Origin of the sequence: Paenibacillus pinihumi DSM 23905 = JCM 16419 (assembly GCF_000422505.1) — a bacterium.
Lineage (GTDB): Bacteria > Bacillota > Bacilli > Paenibacillales > Paenibacillaceae > Paenibacillus_D > Paenibacillus_D pinihumi.
Genome location: NZ_AULX01000020.1, coordinates 116892 through 136508, shown reverse-complemented (window position 1 = coordinate 136508; position 19617 = coordinate 116892). Strand labels below are relative to the sequence as shown.

Here is a 19617-nt window from a genome sequence, read left to right as displayed (position 1 = left end):
ATTAACGAAGCGGCGGGGGGCGATAAACGGATGGCTAGGGAGATGCAGCATATTGATCATTACACCTTTGAGGTAACCGGAATGACTTGTGCGGCTTGTGCCGCCAGAATAGAAAAAGCGCTGCTAAAGCTGGAAGGACTGAACGAGGCAAGAGTCAATCTGGCAATCGGGCGTGCGTATGTCGTGATGGATTCGGATCAGGTGGACAGGGAGCAGGTCAGGAGGAAGGTGGAGAAGCTCGGATTTGGTGTACAGGAAATCAATTCCGTTCCCGCTGCTAATGCCGGTGCAGCAAGCGGCGTGCTGCGTTTTGTCCTGTCCGTGCTGCTGACGATGCCGTTGTTCTGGGTCATGCTTCATCACAGCGGCATCTCCGGGCAGCTTCATGTACCGGAACTGTTGCTGAACCCGTGGATTCAGCTTGCTTTAGCAACACCTGTCCAGTTTATCATCGGCTTGCCCTTTTACAAAGGAGCATTAAAGGCGGTCAGAGGCGGCAGTGCCAATATGGATGTATTAATTGTATTAGGTACTTCCAGTGCCTACTTTTATAGTTTATACCACGTTCTTTCGCCGTTGTTTGCGACGGAGCAGGCTGCGCACGCCTCCTACCATTTGTACTTTGAAACCGGAGCCATCATCATTACAATTGTGCTGCTTGGCAAGTTAATAGAAGCTGCTGCCCGCAAAAAGTCGATGAACGCCCTAATGGACTTGCATAGTATGCAGCAGGTAAGCATTCAGATTGAGAGAGAGGGAGAGACGCTCCGTATAGCTCCCTATGAAGTGGAAGCGGGGGACAGCATCGCAATTGTGCCGGGAAGCAGAATTCCGGTTGACGGACTGATCGTGGACGGTAAATCCAGTGTGGATGAATCGATGATGACCGGAGAGGCGGTGCCTGTCGAGAAGCAGGTTGGAGACAGGGTTGTTGCCGGAACGATGAACCAGGGCGGCAGGTTGAGAGTAAGGGCAGAACGTGCAGGGATGGATTCCTCCGTAGCCAGACTCATCCGTCTGCTGGAGGATGCCCAAAGCTCGAAGCCTCCGATTCAGCGGAAGGCGGACGAGGTGGCGGATATGTTCGTCCCTCTGTTGATTGCACTTGCTTCCATGACCTTCCTGTTCTGGATCATACTCATTGACCGGGGCAATGTCGGGACAGCCCTGGAGCGGATGATCACGGTACTGATTGTTGCCTGCCCGTGTGCGATTGGACTGGCTACTCCGATCTCGGTGCTTGTCGGCTCCGGGAGAGCGGCGCAGAAGGGGATTTTGTTCAAGGAAGGCAGCTCGCTGGAAACTCTCCACCAAGTGACTGCTGTCTTGCTGGACAAGACAGGCACGCTCACGCAAGGGATGCCTGAAGTGACCGATCTTCATGCCGCAGCGACTACGGAGCGCAGACTGCTCGCATTAGCGGCTTCCGCAGAGCAGCACTCTGAGCATCCGCTTGGCCGGGCGGTTGTCCATGCTGCACAATCTGACGGAGCTCGCCTGATGCCTGCGGACCGATTCGAGGCACTGCCCGGTTATGGAGTCCGGGCAGTGGTCGACCGGCAGGAGATTGTGATTGGCTCCTGGAAGCTGATGGAGCAGACGCTTCGTCATGCCGGCTCCGGAAGTGCATCAGTCAAGCCCTACACGGCGGGCAAGCTGGAGGCTGCCGGCAAGACGGTGCTCTATGTGGCGGCGGACGGCAGGCTGCTCGGACTGCTGGCGATCCGGGATGCAATGAAACGCTCCTCCAAGCAGGCAATTGGACGGCTTAGCAAGTTGGGACTGGAAGCTTCACTCGTAACCGGCGATCATCCCCGCACCGCCCATGCCGTTGCGGAGGAGCTGGGAATCAGCAGCGTATACGCGGAGGTTCCGCCTGCCGGCAAGCTGGGTATTGTCAGGGAACTGCAGAGCAAGGGCGAACGTGTGCTGATGGTCGGGGACGGGTTGAATGATGCGCCTGCGCTTGCCGCGGCAGATGTGGGCATGTCGCTGTCCACCGGTTCGGACATGTCTCAGGAAGCTGCCGATGTCAGTCTGCTTGGAGGCAATCTCACCGCAATTGCGGAGGCCATCCGCATGAGCAGGCGGACGATGTCCAACATCCGGCAGAATCTGGCGCTCGCCATTGCTTATAACGGAATAGCCGTCCCATTTGCAGCGCTCGGATTCTTGGAGCCCTGGATGGCCTGCTCTGCAATGGCACTCAGCTCGATTACAGTGGTCGGGAATGCCTTGCGCTTGCAAAGGATGTAATTCATATATGCTGTCCATATTCTGATCGGAAGGCTGCCCGCACCGTTGTATGCTTCTGTGAATAGTTTTTGGTTTTATATGTAAACTAATCCATAGGCGTAAGGCAAGAATTGGAGCCGCAGACTGAAGCCAAAGGAGATGTATTCCAAAATGAGAGACCTGATAAACAAGGCAGTGTCACTGGGACTCGGGATTGTTGTTACCAGCAAGGAGCAGGTGGAGAAGCTGGTCGACGAATTGGTGCAAAAGGGCGAGATCGGACGCAGCGAATCTTCATCATTTGTCGATGAACTGATCAGCAAGGGTGAGGAATCCCGTCGCCGGATCGATGACATGGTTAAGGAGCGGGTAGAGGCGATGATTGCCGATTTGAATCTCGCTACCCGCGCAGACATTGAACGGCTTGAGCAGCAAATTTCCAGATTGGAACGGGAGAACAACACGGGTCCTTCTTCATCCGGAGATGTGCAGATTTCAGATTAAGAAAGTGTCCGGGGTAGTAACAATGAGCTGCTTCCTCTTATAATGCCTGTCCGACAGCAGCAGCCGATTACAGCCAGGGAAGGGAGGCAAGCGTATGCTGGGTGCTAAAAAATTCCGCCAGCTTCACCGTTTTCGCCAGATCGGAATGATTCTTGCCCGCAACGGCTTCGGGTACATCGCGGGTGAGCTTGGTGTTGCCGAGAAGCTTCCCTTTGTCCGCCATCAAGAGCCCGGGGAAGCCAGCAAAATGACAATCGGCAAGCGGGTGTCCCGAATTTTGCAGGAGCTGGGGCCGACCTATGTGAAGCTGGGGCAAATAGCGAGCACCCGTCCCGATCTCGTTCCGGCTGACATTATTTCCGAACTGGAGCAGCTCCAGGACCATGTCGCACCATTTGATGAGAAAGAAGCGGCCATGATTATTGAGCAGGAGCTGCTCGCGTCGGTCGATGAGCTGTTTGCCTGGTTCGATCCGGCACCGCTGGCAGCAGCTTCAATCGGACAGGTGCACCGGGCGATACTGCCTGACGGAACGGATGTCGTTGTCAAGGTGCAGCGCCCTAATATCCGTTCTGTGATCGAGACGGATCTCGATATGATCCGGCAATTCGCCCGTCTTGCAGAGGCCCGGCTGGAGTGGGCCAAAAGCTATCGGCTGTCGGAAGTGGTGGAGGAAATGGGCAAGGCGCTGCTGGCGGAGCTGAATTATGATGCAGAGGCGCGAAATGCGGAGCAAATTGCTGCCCAGAGCTACAAAAAGGAGCAATTGATTATTCCTGCTGTCTATGCGGATTATTCCACCCGCAAGGTGCTGACAATGGAATATATCGACGGGATCAAGCTAAATGACAAGCAGCGGCTCGATGAGGCCGGGCATGACCGCCGTGTGCTTGCTGAGCGTTTTGCCAAGCTCATTCTGAATCAGGTGCTCATTGAAGGATTATTCCACGGTGACCCCCATCCGGGCAATGTGCTTGTGCAGCCGGACGGGCGTCTGGCTCTGCTGGACTATGGCATGGTGGGCAGATTAACCCCAGAATTGAAACGGCAGATGGCTGCTTTCGTCATCTCGCTCCGCAACCAGAGCTCCAGCGGCATTATCCGGGCTGTATCCAAAATGGGGATTATCCCTGAGGAGACGGACCGCTCAGTCTTGAGGGCGGACGTTGACCTGCTGCGGGATAAATACTATAAAGTGCCGCTCAGCAAAATCAGCATGGGGGAGGCGGTCAATGATCTGTTCACACTGGCTCTCCGCCACCGGATTACGATCCCGCCGGAGCTTGCGCTGCTTGGCAAAACATTGCTGGAGATGGAAGGCGTCGTTACTGCGCTGGACCCGGAATTCAGTGTATTCGATGCGGCCGAGCCCTTCGGGCGCCGCTTGTTCAAGGAAAGCCTGGACCCCGTAGCCGCCATACGCAAATGGCTGGAGGGAATACCGGAATATATGGACTTGTTTTATGAGGCTCCCCATATTTTGAAAAGCATGACAGCGGTTGTCCGCAAGGGGAAAATCGGGGTGGAGCTGTCAACCCCGGAGCTGGATCAGGTGATGAGAAAGCTGGACCGGATCAGCAACCGGATGTCATTTGCGATCATGCTCCTGTCGCTCAGCATTGTGATGGGCGGGCTCATAATCGGCTCATCGATGCGGCACCAAAATACATTGCTGTGGAAAATTCCGATTCTTGAAATGGGCTTTCTGGTTGCGACAGCTTTATTCTTGTGGCTGATTTATGCAATCTTCCGCTCTGGCCGCTTCTAATACATTTTCAATTTGGCCCTGCCGGCAGTTATGACGGCAGGGCTATTTAGGCATGAACGAACTTTTATAGTAGAATGGTTTATAGCAAAATAGATAGATCTATATCAGCTGCTCAGCTTTTATAGATTTGGAGACAAGGAGAGAAATGAATGACTGGAATCAGGAAAACAGGACTGCTGGCTGCCTGGGGGCTGGCAGTTCTGCTGCTCGCAGGCGGGTGTTCTGCACAAACGGGCACATCTTCACTGCAGGAACCGGCATTTGCCGATACGGAAAGTGTGCACAACACGAATAATGGGAACAGCGGCACTGCCCCCGCTGACACTGCCCCTAATGAAACGCTTCAGGCAAACATCGGTTCAGACAAGCCGTCCCATGCGTCTGACGACGTGGATGTACCGGCTGCCGGGAGTCCTTCCGGAGAAACGGCTGGCAATGGGAATGCTGACTCGGCTCAAGGCCATGGCGAGGGTGAACATCAGGGGCAAGAGGAAGAAGGGGACAGCACTTCCAAGGATCAGGATGACAACGTGGTGGTGAAGCAGCACAAGCTGCCTAAAGGCTTCGTCTATCTGGACGATGTGCTCGAATCCGCCCATTATGATATCCGCTATAATAGCGATTATAATTTTGTCGGAGAGCGGATTGACGGCTACAAAGCCTCGGTTGCCATTATGACGGAGAAGGCGGCGAAGGCACTGAAGAAGGCCAGCGAGAAGCTTGCTCCGCTCGGGTATGAATTGAAAATCTATGACGGTTACCGTCCGGAAAAAGCTGTTGCGCACTTTATCCGCTGGTCCAAAGAGAGTGGCGATGACGGCATGAAGAGGGAATTTTATCCGGATATCAACAAGTCCCGGCTGTTCAAGATGGGGTACCTCTCCAGCAGGTCCGCCCATTCCAGAGGAAGCACTGTCGATTTGGGCATCGTCCACAAGGATACAGGGGAGGATGTCGATATGGGCGGCAGCTTTGATTTCCTGGGAGAGATTTCACATCACGGGACTACACTCATTACCAAGCAGCAAACTGCCAATCGCAATGTGCTGAAGAAAGCGATGGAGGAGAGCGGGTTCAGGGCATACAGCAAAGAATGGTGGCACTACACCTTGAACAGCGAACCGTTTCCCAAAACCTATTTTGATTTCGATGTGGAGTAGCGGGCAGCTCATAATGCGGCAACAAACCTGGGGGACGTCTATTTATGGACGGTCCCCTTGTATTTTCCGGTATGAACCAGCCTGATCTTCACCTGAATATCCTTGATCGTATCCTTTTCCAGCTTGAGCTTGCCGGCCCGGTCCATACGTTTCCATACATCAGGTTTGCTCTTGTAGAGCTTGTAATTGAGGTTCAGCACATCGGTCTGCCGGGCAAGTCCGTGGCCATACGTCGTCATAATTTGTTCCTTTAGTACCTCGGCGGCCTGCTGTTCCATCTTCTGGATTGACATATCCGTAATCAGTTCATCGACATATCCTCGCGCTTTGACCTGAATGGTATAACGTACCCGATCATCTTCCACAATCGTTTGAATTTTATGCCGGGGCTTGATAATGACAAGGGTAGCAGACGGATTGCGGTTATAAGGAATGTTGATAATCGCCCGCTTCGTTTCCTTTTTCATCCATTTCAACCCTTCCAATTGCTCTACAGACAGCCAGGTCTTGAATTTCTGCTTGAAAAAGAAGGTTACCCCGTCGATGACCAGCAATGTCTTCTTCTTCGTGTCTTCGGTCCATCGGCCGTTCGTGATGGATATTGACGGGAGCATGGCCGTTTGTCCGGACTCATTCAGTTCTGAAATGAGCCTGTATTCATACTGCGGCGGAATAACCGAGTTTTGAATAAAGGTCTGATCCGGGCTGTCGAGCAGCGTGTCCAGCGGAGAGAAGTAGAGAACGGACTTTTGAGACAGGATAATCGGAAGCAATTCCCTTGTACTATATACGTTAATATTGTAACGCACCTCGCGGTAGCGGTTAATGGCATCATAGACGTGACTCAGGACATCAATTTGCTTCAGGAGCCTTTCTGTGCACAAGATGGCCTTCACATGCCCCCAATACATTCTGAGCTGTGCGGTCGGATAGATAGAAGTCAATGACTCATTGACGGTTCTCCCCTCGCCATGGCCAATCCATACGGGAACATTGCGCCCGATGTCGGTTTGCTCTGTTTTCGCCACATCATTAAAATTCAGTACCTGGGCATAGGAAATGAAGCGCCCGTCTTTATAGTCCAGCCCGATCGCAGTCACATATGCCAGGTTCTGTATAGACTTCGAATTCTCTCCACAGCCCGGCACAATCAGGAGCAGGATCAGTACAGGCAGAAGCCGCTTTGCCCACATGCTCATAGTTACCCCTCCCCTTTGTCCGGGTCGGTAACATTCAGCGTCTCAGGTCGTTTTTTCATCCATATCCATGGGAGCCTCAAAACCGATTTCAGCAGGTCAGCGGCATTGAATGGTGACATTGGGGCCAAATATGGAACTCCAAAGGATCTAAGCCGGCTCATATAGCCAACCAGCAGCACAATGCCGAGCAGCAATCCGTACATTCCCATAAAAGCTGAAATGAAAAACAGGCCGAACCGGATCACGCTCACACTTCCGCTCAGCGACTGATTGACCAGCGTCACACTGGTTACGGCAGTGACGGCGCCAACTACGACGACACTTGGAGATACAAGTCCGGCCCGTATCGCCGCATCACCGATAATGAGTCCGCCAACTACGGTGAGCGTCTGCCCGATTGAGCTCGGCAATCGTAATCCGGCTTCCCGGAATATCTCCAGAAGCAGCAGTAAAATAAATAATTCAATCTGGCCGGAAAATGGCAGTCCGATACGGCCGGAAGCGACGGTAGCCATCAAGCGGAAAGGTAGCTGGTCCGGATGAAAGGACGAGAGCGCCACCCATGCGCCGGGCAGCAGCATGGAAATCAGCAGACTGAGTGCACGAATCAGACGGGCGAAGGATATGTATTGGAAGCTGAAATACAGATCCTCAGGCGATTTCATGAGCAGGGACAGATTGCCCGGACCGATCAGGACCATCGGATTGCCATCCAGAATGATGACGAATCTGCCAGCGAGCAGGCTGCTGACCGCCTTATCCGGACGCCCTGTAAAATCAAGCAGCGGGAACAGTGTCAGCTTCTGGTCAACCATCAGCTCCTCCAACTGATTGATGCTGTAAAGCCCGTCTATATCAATCTTCTGCAGCCTGTTCTTGGCCTCTTTGAGCACCTTGGGATCAATAATATCGCCAAAATAAAATAAAGCTACCTTCGTACGGGTTCTGCGGCCCAATGTGCTGATTTCACAGCAGAGTGATTCGCTGCGCACACGCTTTCGGATCAGGGCTACATTGGTCATTAAGTCCTCGATAAAGCCGTCCTTGGGACCTTTAATCGTAATTTCTGTTGTCGATTCCTCCGGATTCCGCTCCGGACGGTGGCCGATATTCATCTTGAACAAGGCATTCGTAAAGGGGATAAGCAGCAGCACTTCGCCGTCAAAAATCCATTCCGAAATTTGTTTTGGAGGTGCAGCCGGATCAACAGATGTCATCGGGAGAGAGCCATAGAAGTTTCCCTTATGCAAAGACTCCAGCCCTTTGGTGGCTTCCAGTTTCTCCAGCTCGGGCAAAATCGTTTTGCTGATTTCGCTGGCATCGCAAAGCCCATTGCTGTAAATGAGCATGATCTCAGATTGTTCCTTTTCACTCAGTCGGTAGCTTTCAATATCTACATCTGCGGTACGGGCAAACAGGGCCTCCAGCGTCTGCCGGTTCCAGTTATATTCCTGTTTGCTTTTGCTGGATTTTGTCATGAAGGCTTCACCCCTGTTGTTTTGGAAAATAGCGCCAGGCAGATGCAAATGATTGTAATAAAAGCAGCAACAGCTAAAGAATACGGGATGTAGAACTGCGACATCCAAATGTAAAACCCGAAAATATCAATCGGAAACATGGCAATGATGACATAGCTGACCGTAATAAGAATCAACACCCAGTAGCGCATAGATGATCGTTTAAGAGGCAGCAAATCGGTCAGCAAAAAGGCAGAGAAGCTGATTCGCACCACGGCACCTGCCAGCCATTGAAGCACGGACAGAAAATCGACATGCTCGATGTCATTCCCCAGGCTGACCAGCCGCCACTGTTCATAGGGTGACTCCATTTGCTTGGCCGCCTCCGAGTGCCCGAACTCCGTAATCGCGCCAATGATCGGCCCAAGCGTAATGTATATAATCATCGCCCCCAACAGCAGAAGCTGCCAGACCTTCACTTGTTTCCTGAGTCGGTGCTGGATGGCTAAGATCAGGACCAGTTCCACGAAGCCGCCTCCCGTATACAGCATCCCGTTCAGCACGGGCTGCCAGCCATTTTCCAGGACAGGCTGAAGAAGCTGAAAATCTTTCACATCATTATTGGCAAAGGACACAAAATAGCCAAGCAGAACGACAAGCGGCAGCAGAACACCGGCGCTGATGGCAATTGAGCTAATACCGGAGATCGCATAGTACAGGCACACAAGGCACAGGAGCAGGGCAAGCACCAGTATCGGAGAGGAGGGCAAGTAATTAATTAACGTCCATCCCGCAGTATGCAATACCGTTGTTCCGCCGATCATGTAGAGCTGGACAATTAGAGGCAGAATGATGATCCAGGACAATAGCGTGCCGGTCCTTGCCGCCAGCCAGGGTTGAAGCTTCTGCTGGCCGGAGCTGCGCATGAATAGAACAAGCAGCGCACACCATGGCAAATATAATGCCCCGGTAGCAAGAACGGATATCCAGGCGTCCCGGCCTGAGGCTTCGAGTACCATCGGGTTGATGGTGACATGTGTCATAAGGCCATTCATAAGCAGGACAATCATGGCAAGTTGCAGGAAGCTGATCTTTCCCATCGCATTATTCATTCATGTCGTTCTCCTGCAATCGTATTTGTTACTGCTATATTGTTCCATTAGTTTTGTTTAAATATGCAAATAGACCCCAAACAGCACATATTTGAGCATTACCGGAGTCAATGGAAATCCGCACATTGCTGGCGGGCCAAAAGGTCCGAGAATCAATATGGCAACCAGGCGGAAGCCAAAACAATATGGAAAGTTCACAGAGAGTACAAATTGATATGCTATGTTAATAGCCGCATAACTTATCTGCATAAGTAAAGGGTGAACGGCCATGAAACCTCAACTGAAAGCATGCTTAACATTAACTGCTGCCGCTATTGCTATAGGTGCAGCGGTTCTCATATGGAATGCCGACATGCTCAATCTGATTTTTCATGCGGACATTCAATCCATCCTGCAGCTTGCCGGCGGCAACCTGCCTTTGCTTCTGTCGATTACGATGGTGCTCATGATTATACAAAATCTGTTCACGATTATTCCGCTGCTCCTGCTAATTTCCGTCAATATTTCAATGTTCGGCTTTGTATACGGCTATTTGTGGAGCTGGATGACCAGCATTGCAGGTGCTGTAGCTGCGTTCTACATTGTGCGCGGGGGCTTTCAGCGCTTTATCGCAAAGCACATGAATCGGAAGCTCATAGAGAGGATTGAGAGAAACAGCTTTCAGGCGGTATTGATCGGGAGGCTGTTTCCGATGATGCCAACGAGCATCATCAATGCCGCAGCCGGCCTCAGCTCTGTCCCGGTCGGCAAATTTATCATGGCCACTGTGATCGGGAATTTCATTTACTTTTTTGCCTTGTCGCTCATCCCGGTAGGACTGGCGTCAGACAGCATAGCCAGTTACGGGCTTGTAATTGTGGCGGCGATACTGTTCTCTGGCTATTGGTATTACAGAAGGCGGCTCAAGAAGGGGCGTATAGAATTGCTGCCGCCAGCTCTGCCAGGCACGGCTTCAGGAAGCAAGGGAGCAGTACGCCAGAGCCCGGAACAACTGGATTGATTGTCCGCTTGCCTATATAATGGAATAGATGGCCAATTGCCGATTCTATAAATCTATTTCATGGTTAAAAGAGAACAGGAGACATGCCGGATGAAAGCCAGACAAATGATTGCTTCGATTGTAATAATGCTGACGGCCGTGCTGCTGATAAACGGCTATATCGGCGCCCATATTCTGGCCTATCTTCGCGAATGGTGGCCCGGCATCAGCATGCCGCTATTTTGGATTGTTTTCGGCATAGTAGCTTTGTCCTACTTGATCGGATACGTCCGCTACCCCGGACCGCTGCGCGCGCCTGCACGGCTGCTCAAGGTAATTGGCTCCTATTATTTTGCCGTAATGGAGTTTCTCATCCTTCTCCTGGTGCCTGCCGATATTATTTATGGCATCATGCGGCTTACGGGGGCGGATACGACCGGGTTCATCAAGATTGCAGGGGGAATTGTGCTTGTCCTGCTCCTTGTGCTTATGGCTGTCGGATCACGCAACGCTTGGGATACGGTAGTCCGCAAGCACACGGTCCAGGTGGACAAGCAGGCAGGAGGGCTGAAGCAGCTGCGAATTGCTGCAGCCTCCGATCTTCACCTGGGCAATATTGTCGGCAAGCGGCATTTGCAGAAGCTGGTGCGCAAGATTAACGCGATGCAGCCTGATGTTATTCTTCTGCCGGGCGATGTGCTTGATGACAGCATTGAACCGTTCCTCCGCAACAATCTCGGCGACACGATGAAGCAGCTCAAAGCCAAGCACGGTGTGTATGCAATACTCGGCAATCATGAGTATTACGGCCGGTCGATTGAGACCTACACCCAGGTGATGCATAAGATTGGCATCAAGGTGCTTCAGGATGAGACGGTTGAGCTTGCCGGCGGCTATTATGTTGCCGGGCGCAAGGACCGTTCGGCGGAAGCGATGGATCCGAAGGGACGGCTCAGCTCAGCCGAGCTATTGTCCGGACTGGATCTTTCGCGGCCAGTCATACTGCTGGACCACCAGCCTTATGAATTCGGGCGGGCAGCGGAGGCGGGAGCCGACCTGCTGCTTTGCGGTCATACACACCGCGGCCAGATTGCCCCGAACCACTTGATTACAAGAAGGCTCTTCGAGCTGGACTGGGGCTATATGCGCAAAAGCAAACTGCATGTATTTGTCTCGTCAGGCTTCGGAACATGGGGACCTCCGATCCGGTTGGGCAGCCGGTCGGAGATTCTGGATATTACCGTCAACTTTGACTCCTAAAAAAGTTGGAACATCAGCCCGTCTTTGTGCGTATTAGTTGTAATCCAGGACATGCCAAAACTTGTCCTGATCTAAAATTTACGGAGGTGAATCCCTCGAATTGAGGGAACGAATTGGACCTATCCATCTTGATTAACCTGGTATTAATTGCAGTACTGATTGCTCTGACCGCATTTTTCGTTGGAGCGGAATTCGCGGTTGTGAAGGTAAGGGTATCGCGCCTTGACCAGCTGATTGCCGAAGGAAACAAGAAGGCCATTGCCGCCAAGAAGCTCGCTACGGACCTTGATTATTATTTGTCCGCTTGTCAGCTTGGTATTACCGTTACAGCTCTTGGGCTGGGTACATTGGGTGAACCGACCGTGGAGAAGATTTTGCACCCGCTGTTTCATGATTTGGGCATCCCGGCGGCAATGAGCACCTTCATCTCTTATGCGCTTGCGTTATCGATCATGACGTTTCTCCACGTTGTTCTTGGAGAGCTGGCACCCAAGACACTGGCAATTCAGTATGCTGAACGGGTTACCTTGCTGCTCGCAGGGCCGCTTGTTGCATTCGGCAAGCTGTTGTTCCCGCTGATATGGGCGCTTAATGGCTCCGCACGTATTTTTCTTCGTCTGTTCGGCGTAAAGCCGGCCGGGCATGAACAGGCACACTCGGAGGAAGAGCTGAAAATCATTATGGCGCAAAGCTTCAAGAGCGGTGAGATTAACCAGACCGAGCTTTCATACATGCAAAATATATTCGCTTTCGATGAGCGTGTGGCAAAGGACATTATGGTTCCCCGCACGCAAATGATCGCGATCGACCAGTCCATGGATATGTCGGAATTATTAAAACTGATCGATGAATACCATTACACGCGTTATCCGGTCACCCGAAACGGAAGCAAAGACGATATAGTCGGGGCGATTAACGCCAAGGAAATGGTCACTCATCTTGCCCTGGGGCGGGAAACCGTAATTGCGGACCATATTCATGATATCCATATTATTCATGAAGCTACACCGCTGCAGGATGTACTGATGAAAATGCAGCGCAAGCGCGTGCATATCGCGCTTGTGATTGATGAATACGGCGGTACCGCCGGAATTATCACGATGGAGGATATTCTGGAGGAAATCGTCGGAGATATACGGGATGAATTTGATGAAGATGAGCAGCCGGATATCGTACAGTCCGGGGAGATGGAGTATATTATTAACGGACGTGTACTGCTGTCCGATCTGGAGGAGCGCTTTGGCGTACGCTTTGATCCGGACCGCGAAGTTGAAACTCTTGGCGGCTGGATTCAGATTGAGACGATGATGACCGGCCAGTCAGAGGAACTGATCCGATATTCCGGCCATGAGTGGCAGGTGGCGGAGATGGACAATCGTCAGATTTTAAAGGTAAAACTGAAGCTTAAGGCCTACGAAGAGGAAGGCGCTGAAGAGGAACGGGAATAATACGTATAAGATTTTTTTCTTGACTTTTCAAATCCTCATTCTGTAATATAAAATTCATAATTTCATACGAGGCATTGACCAAAGACATGATTTCCTTCACGGGCTGTCCAGAGAGAGAAGTTCAGGCTGAAAGCTTCTCCAGCTACGGAAGAGAGATTACCCCTTTGCAGCCGTGTCGTTGAACCCTGTGAATCTGTTCTTCACAGCATTAAGCGAACACCGTCTTATCCCCGTTACCGGATACCAGAGGACCTTGCATCTGACCTGCGGAGAACAGCCGGAGGCATGCAGTATGCAGGTTGAACTAGGGTGGAACCACGAGCTGAACGCACTCGTCCCTTTCGGGACAGTGCGTTTTTTTGCGTTCACATATAACCAATATTTCGGAAATGGAGGCAAAGATCATGGAGATCAATGTAATGTTGGCAGATCAGACAGTCAGGAGGTATCCGCAAGGCACCACAGTGTTCAACGTGGCGGAATCGATTAGTGTGGGATTGAAAAAGGACGCAGTCGCCGGAAAAATAAATGGCAAGCCGGTTGATCTGAACCAGCAGATCGAGCATGACGGCCTCGTGGAAATCATCACATTGGATAGCCCGGAAGGGTTGGAAATATATCGGCACAGCACAGCGCATTTGATGGCTCAGGCGATCAGACGAATCTATGGAGATCAAAATGTCAAACTTGGGATCGGCCCGGTAATCGCGGATGGCTTTTATTACGATATCGATATTGAGGAGCCTCTGTCTATTGATGACCTGGCTGCAATTGAGCAGGAGATGGAGCGCATTGTTCGTGAGAATCTTCCGATCGTGCGACGGGTTGTCAGCCGTGATGAGGCGCTTCAGTTATTCGGAGAACTGGATGAGCCGCTCAAGCTGGAGCTCATTCATGCTTTGCCTGAGGAGGCGGAAATCAGTATCTATGAGCAAGGCGAGTTTATAGATTTATGCAGGGGGCCGCATCTCTCCGCAACAGGCCGGATCAAGGCGTTCAAGCTGCTGAGCGTGGCAGGCGCCTACTGGCGGGGGGATGCGGGCAATAAGATGCTGCAGCGTGTCTATGGAACCTCATTCCCGAAAAAGGCGGAGCTGGAGGCGCATTTGCATCTGCTGGAAGAGGCGAAGCAGCGCGACCACCGCAAGCTGGGCAAGGAACTAGGGCTGTTCATGTTTTCGGAGGAAGCGCCGGGAATGCCCTTTTACTTGCCCAAAGGAATGGCTGTTCGCACTGAGCTGGAGAATTTCTCCCGCGCGCTGCAATTGCAGCGCGGATACGAAGAGGTTCGTACACCGCTCATGATGAACCAGCGAATCTGGGAGGAGTCCGGTCATTGGGATCACTATAAGGACAATATGTATTTCGCCCAGGTTGATGAGGCGAAGCACGCGCTGAAACCGATGAACTGTCCGGGCCATATGCTCGTTTACAAGAACAGCCTGCACTCCTATCGGGAGCTGCCGATCCGGATGTTCGAGTTCGGACAGGTGCACCGTCATGAGTTCTCCGGAGCGCTGAGCGGAATGATGCGGGTACGGACATTCTGTCAAGATGATGCCCATCTGTTTGTACTCCGGGAGCAAATTGAGGACGAAATCGGAAAGGTTATGGAGCTGATTGACCAGGTGTATCGGGTTTTCGGTTTTGAATACAAAATTGAACTGTCGACAAGACCGGAAGATTCCATGGGATCGGATGAATTGTGGCACGAGGCGGAGCAGGCATTGCAAAATGTGCTGGATAACCGTGGTGTCGCCTATACTTTGAACGAGGGTGACGGAGCATTTTACGGTCCCAAGATTGATTTTCACATTCTGGATGCGCTCAAGCGGAGCTGGCAGTGCGGAACGATTCAACTGGATTTCCAGATGCCTGAAAAGTTCGATCTCTCCTATATTGGCGAGGATGGCGGGAAGCATCGTCCTGTTGTTATCCACCGTGCGGTGTATGGCTCGCTTGACCGTTTTATCGGGATTTTGACGGAGCATTATGCCGGGGCTTTCCCGGTCTGGCTGGCACCAGTGCAGGTAAAGCTGCTGCCAGTATCCGACAAATATGCTGATTATGCATTTGAAGTGAAAAAGACGCTGGAGAAGTCCGGCATCCGTGTCGATATTGATATCCGGGGCGAAAAGCTCGGCTACAAAATTCGCGAAGCCCAGCTGGAGAAGGTACCGTATATGATTGTGCTTGGAGAAAACGAGAAGAATTCTTCTACCGTATCACTGAGAAAGCGGGGAGAAGGAGATCTTGGTTCAATCGAAATCCAGCAGTTTGTAGAACTTATTAAGGAAGAGATTCGCTTGAGAACATGAGTGAATTCGTGTAGCGAGTTATTTAACAAGAGGGACTGTCGAGTAAGTCCGCCGTTTTCCATAGAGTAAGACATGTTAGCCTTGGTTCCCATGTCTATATTATTAGCCCGGTGTTAGGGTTGACACCTATGTGTCAGCCCTATAAAGTATAAATTAGTAGAATCACTCTAAATTGGAATATCAAACAAATAGATAGTTGAGATGCAATATTTCTGGTGCGAATGTGAAGCTCCCATAAAATCCCCGGGTCCTTCGCACCTCGAAATTTGTCGAAAATGCATAAAAATCATAGATAAGTAAAAAAGTCAATGATTTTTATTTTCTTGAATGTATTGTTTTTGCAAGATTTTCTTGGAATTACTCCCCTTAAGGGGATAATTCCACTCATTTTCGCTGTCGCACTCTATGTGAGTGCGTGGATTGAAACGATTCATTGCCGCCAGAGGTGCAGCAACAGATTCTGTCGCACTCTATGTGAGTGCGTGGATTGAAACATCTATATAGACTTGCAACTGTACATTGTAACTTGTCGCACTCTATGTGAGTGCGTGGATTGAAACATCAAAATCGTCGCCTTGATGAACAGCGCCGCGGTCGCACTCTATGTGAGTGCGTGGATTGAAACCATAATTATACCGATGGGACACAAGTACAAGTCGGTCGCACTCTATGTGAGTGCGTGGATTGAAACATGAACTGATGATAAGTTACTCCATTGGAATTCACGTCGCACTCTATGTGAGTGCGTGGATTGAAACATTTGGAGGATAGGAAGATTGTAAAGGGCGATATTGTCGCACTCTATGTGAGTGCGTGGATTGAAACCATCCTAGTAGATTTCGCTCGCATGTTTTCAACCGTCGCACTCTATGTGAGTGCGTGGATTGAAACTGGATGGCAAAATTGAATGTTGGAAAGTAGGAAACGTCGCACTCTATGTGAGTGCGTGGATTGAAACATCAACATTGATTCAACTCTTGGGCGTAATATCCCGTCGCACTCTATGTGAGTGCGTGGATTGAAACCCGCAGCTCTATGGGCGACTTGCTCGCATTACGCGTCGCACTCTATGTGAGTGCGTGGATTGAAACCCTTGCGGAACACGAACGAATGTTCTATGATGATGTCGCACTCTATGTGAGTGCGACATTTAATCGCCTTTTGCCTTTGACTCTTCCCACACCGTGTTCCAGTGAAGCTGTGCTAACCATAGGAGAAAATCTTCCCGGATGAGCTTCAGCTGCTTCTTCAATGCGCTGCAATTGCCCCCATATAATGAGCAGATAACTGCTCGTCCGGGATGGCTTCAAATTTCATCAAGCACGCGAGCTGCATGGTGCTTGGAGATCAACGATTCCAGATCCAAAATCATATGGATCTGTTTGTTCTCGTAAGACTTGAAAGCCGGATAACATTCAACAAAAACGGGGCATCCAGATGTCAGTTCCCACTGACTCTCCAGATAGCCCCTCTTCTTGATGCTTGGCTGATGCTAGACAAGCGCCTGTCTCAAATATCTGCCGGTATGCGAAGCGCTGACTGCGGCGACTGCTTCCGGTGTCCCGGCGGCTACGAGCTCTCCACCATCATGCCCGCCTTCCGGACCGATATCAATCACCCAGTCACATTCACGAATCACATCCAGATTATGCTCTACGACGATAACGCTGTTGCCCGCATCCACCAGTCTGTTCAGCAGCACGAGCAACTGGCGGGTATCCCGTGGATGAAGTCCTGTGGAAGGCTCATCAAGCAGGTAAAGCGTATGGCGTTTTGTTTTGCCGCTTAGCTCCTTGGCCAGTCTGATCCGCTGGCCTTCACCACCCGACAACGTTCGGATGGACTGTCCCCAATGCAGGTAACCAAGCCCGACTTCACTTAGCAGAGCGATTTGGGCATCCATTCGTGTCTGTCCCTGAAGCAGGGGGAGACTTTCCTCAATGGTCAGATCCAGCAGATCGGAGATGGACAGTCCTTTATAGGTAACAGCAAGCACCTCGTCTTTAAAGCGTTTGCCGCGGCAGACCGGGCAGCGGACCTCAAGGCCCGGCAGGAAGAACATATCCATCGGCACAGCGCCAAGTCCCTGACAGTGCTCGCATCGTCCGCCCTGTGTATTGAAAGAGAAGTGCTTTGCGGTCAGTCCAGCCTGTTTGGCTGCGGGAAGTGCGGCATACAGGGAGCGTATTGCTGTAAATACATCGGTATAGGTCGCGACATTGGAACGGCTCATCCGGCCGATCGGCGACTGGTCGACGGTCACGATGCTGTCGACGGCGTTCAAGCCGGTGATGCTCCTGCACCCGCTGCGCAGCTGTTCATCGGTTCCTCCGGCAGCTACAAGGTCAAACAGCAGCGTCGATTTTCCGGAACCGGAGACGCCGGTCAATGCCGCCAGACAGCCGAGAGGGAAGGAGACGTCGATGTGCTTCAGATTCCGGTCATGAGCGTCATGAACTTTAATAAAGCTTCCGTTACCTGTCCGCCTGGTCTTCATGTTTGCTGTCCGCTTTTCTTCCTCGCGCAGGAATGCACCAGTCACGGAAGCAGAGTGATTCAGCAGCTCAGCGAGTGTGCCTTCCCCGACAACCCGTCCGCCGAAGCTTCCTGCCCCGGGTCCCATATCGATAACATGGTCGGCCGCGTGCATCATTTCAACGTCATGCTCGATGACGAGTACTGTATTTCCCAGATCCCGGAGCTGCTTGAGCACCTGGATCAGCCCGGCTGTATCCCGCGGGTGCAGTCCGGCTGTAGGCTCATCAAGAATATAGAGCACTCCCGTTAAGCCCGAGCCGAGAACGGAAGCAAGACGAAGCCGTTGTGCCTCTCCGCCGGATAATGTGATGGACTGCCGGCTGAGGGACAAGTAGCCAAGTCCCACATCGACGATTCGTTTCGTATGGAGCGTTAAATCATGAAGCAGCGTTTCCACCTGCTCCTTTTCTTCAGGCTGCAGCTCTCCCATGAGCTTGTCAAGCCATGCTGCCGCATTCTGGAGCGACCAGCCGGAAATGTCAGAGATGGCTGCGCCGCCAACGGTTACTTCGCAAATTGCTTTTTTCAGTCTCGCCCCGTTGCAGGAATGGCAGACATGCTCGCTGAACAATGCGGATTCTCCGGATTCACTGCCTTTTTCCTTATACCGTCTCCAGATCCCGGTTACAACACCTTCAAATTTGCCTGCCGTCACGGACTTGGGCGGATTGGCATCCGGATAATGGCTGGAAAATTTCTCGCTCTCGACCCCGTAATACAGCAGGTCCCGTTGTACATGGTTATAAGACCTGAGCGGAAGGTCGGGATCGAATACGATACCATAATGCTTCGATGCCGCTTCCAGAATGGAGCTGTAATGCTGGATGAAGCTATCGTACCAGATCGTGACGCATCCGCCGTTCAGACTGCGTTCCTCATCAAATACCGCTTCCAGATTCAAGGTTAGCGTATGACCCAGCCCTCCGCATTCCTCACAGGCACCCTCCGGGGTGTTATAGGAGAAATGCCTTCTCACTAGTTGTTCCATAGTTCCGCCGCAATGAGGACAGGCAATGAAATGATGAGTATCATCATCTCCAGCATCTGCTCCGGAGGCTTCATGATCCGGTCCAGGGACAAATCGTGTGCCGCAGTGAGGACACGGCCGCTCACCCAGCTTTTCGTAAATGACTCTCAAATAGGTATGAATGTCGGTTATGGTGCCTACTGTAGAGCGGGGATTCCGATTCGTCACATGCTGGCCGACACTGATTGAAGGCGAGAGGCCGATGATGGCATCCACCTTCGGTTTGGCGATCGTCTCCGCTGTCATTCCCATCGATTCCATATACTGGCGCTGACATTCCCGTTGGAGTGTATCCATGGCGAGAGTCGATTTCCCGGAGCCTGAAGGCCCGGTCAGCACGACCAGCTTGTATTTGGGAATATGAAGCGTTACGTTCTGGAGATTATTTTCCCGTGCACCCCGAATTTCAATGGTTTGATTCATACGTTCGAACCTCCGTCATTCATTCTCGTTTTCAATTCTGATGTTCCAGAAAAGAAGTTTGCTATATAAGTTTACAACTCTCATGCAAGTGCCAAGGTTGGTTTATTTTTTTATTTAAATATCTTGAGTTTCTAGGCATAACATTTGCGACGCGCTTTAATGTTCTACTAGAGTGTTTGAAGCTGCGGG

The 19617-nt window shown here is 51.5% G+C and carries 12 protein-coding genes and 1 CRISPR repeat array; of the genes, 8 read left to right on the top strand and 4 right to left on the bottom strand.

From position 1 onward, the window contains the following. Positions 1–30 precede the first annotated feature (30 nt). The 4 genes from H583_RS0106455 to H583_RS35975 all read left to right on the top strand — a co-directional run bounded on the left by H583_RS0106455 (position 31) and on the right by H583_RS35975 (position 5667). On the top strand, positions 31–2256 hold the full coding sequence (locus tag H583_RS0106455; RefSeq protein ID WP_036708686.1) for a heavy metal translocating P-type ATPase: 2226 nt from the start codon (positions 31–33) through the stop codon (positions 2254–2256). Positions 2257–2406: 150 nt separating this feature from the next. Next, positions 2407–2739, top strand: a complete 333-nt coding sequence (locus H583_RS32110; protein WP_051236093.1) for a phasin family protein — start codon at positions 2407–2409, stop codon at positions 2737–2739. 94 nt (positions 2740–2833) lie between these two features. Next, complete coding sequence (locus H583_RS0106445; RefSeq protein ID WP_028559752.1) at positions 2834–4507, top strand: ABC1 kinase family protein; 1674 nt, start codon at positions 2834–2836, stop codon at positions 4505–4507. A gap of 149 nt (positions 4508–4656) precedes the next feature. Beyond that, a complete protein-coding gene (locus H583_RS35975; RefSeq protein WP_081667017.1) occupies positions 4657–5667 on the top strand; it encodes a M15 family metallopeptidase in 1011 nt (336 codons plus the stop codon). Between the two features lie 38 nt (positions 5668–5705). Here the strand turns inward: H583_RS35975 and H583_RS0106435 are convergent, their stop codons facing one another. Genes H583_RS0106435 through H583_RS0106425 form a run of 3 tightly spaced genes read right to left on the bottom strand, consistent with a single transcriptional unit; the run spans position 5706 to position 9435 of the window. Further along, positions 5706–6866 carry a Ger(x)C family spore germination protein gene (locus tag H583_RS0106435; protein WP_028559751.1) on the bottom strand — a complete coding sequence of 387 codons (1161 nt, stop codon included), beginning with the start codon at positions 6864–6866 and terminating at the stop codon, positions 5706–5708. Positions 6867–6868: 2 nt separating this feature from the next. Further along, entirely contained in the window at positions 6869–8344 is a 1476-nt protein-coding gene (locus H583_RS0106430) for a spore germination protein (RefSeq protein WP_028559750.1), read from the bottom strand. Further along, positions 8341–9435: an endospore germination permease gene (locus H583_RS0106425; RefSeq protein ID WP_036708678.1), complete on the bottom strand. Its 1095-nt coding sequence runs from the start codon at positions 9433–9435 to the stop codon at positions 8341–8343. Before H583_RS0106425 ends, H583_RS0106430 begins: the two co-directional genes overlap by 4 nt. A 268-nt stretch (positions 9436–9703) precedes the next feature. On the opposite strand from H583_RS0106425, the gene H583_RS35160 reads away from it, so the two are divergent. From H583_RS35160 to thrS, 4 genes are all read left to right on the top strand, one after another. Next, positions 9704–10435 (top strand): TVP38/TMEM64 family protein, encoded by a 732-nt coding sequence (locus tag H583_RS35160; protein ID WP_051236090.1) that lies wholly within the window; start codon positions 9704–9706, stop codon positions 10433–10435. 90 nt (positions 10436–10525) lie between these two features. Further along, positions 10526–11674 carry a metallophosphoesterase gene (locus H583_RS0106415; RefSeq protein WP_028559748.1) on the top strand — a complete coding sequence of 383 codons (1149 nt, stop codon included), beginning with the start codon at positions 10526–10528 and terminating at the stop codon, positions 11672–11674. Between the two features lie 113 nt (positions 11675–11787). After that, the gene (locus H583_RS0106410) at positions 11788–13122 is read left to right on the top strand and encodes a hemolysin family protein (RefSeq protein ID WP_028559747.1); all 1335 of its coding nucleotides are present in this window, start codon (positions 11788–11790) and stop codon (positions 13120–13122) included. Positions 13123–13526: 404 nt separating this feature from the next. After that, on the top strand, positions 13527–15440 hold the full coding sequence (thrS, locus tag H583_RS0106405; protein WP_028559746.1) for a threonine--tRNA ligase: 1914 nt from the start codon (positions 13527–13529) through the stop codon (positions 15438–15440). Between the two features lie 395 nt (positions 15441–15835). Beyond that, positions 15836–16531: direct repeats of the CRISPR family, unit length 32 nt; unit sequence GTCGCACTCTATGTGAGTGCGTGGATTGAAAC. 401 nt (positions 16532–16932) lie between these two features. Here thrS and uvrA read toward each other — a convergent pair. Then, positions 16933–19428: an excinuclease ABC subunit UvrA gene (gene uvrA, locus H583_RS0106395; protein WP_028559745.1), complete on the bottom strand. Its 2496-nt coding sequence runs from the start codon at positions 19426–19428 to the stop codon at positions 16933–16935. Between the last annotated feature and the right edge of the window lie 189 nt (positions 19429–19617).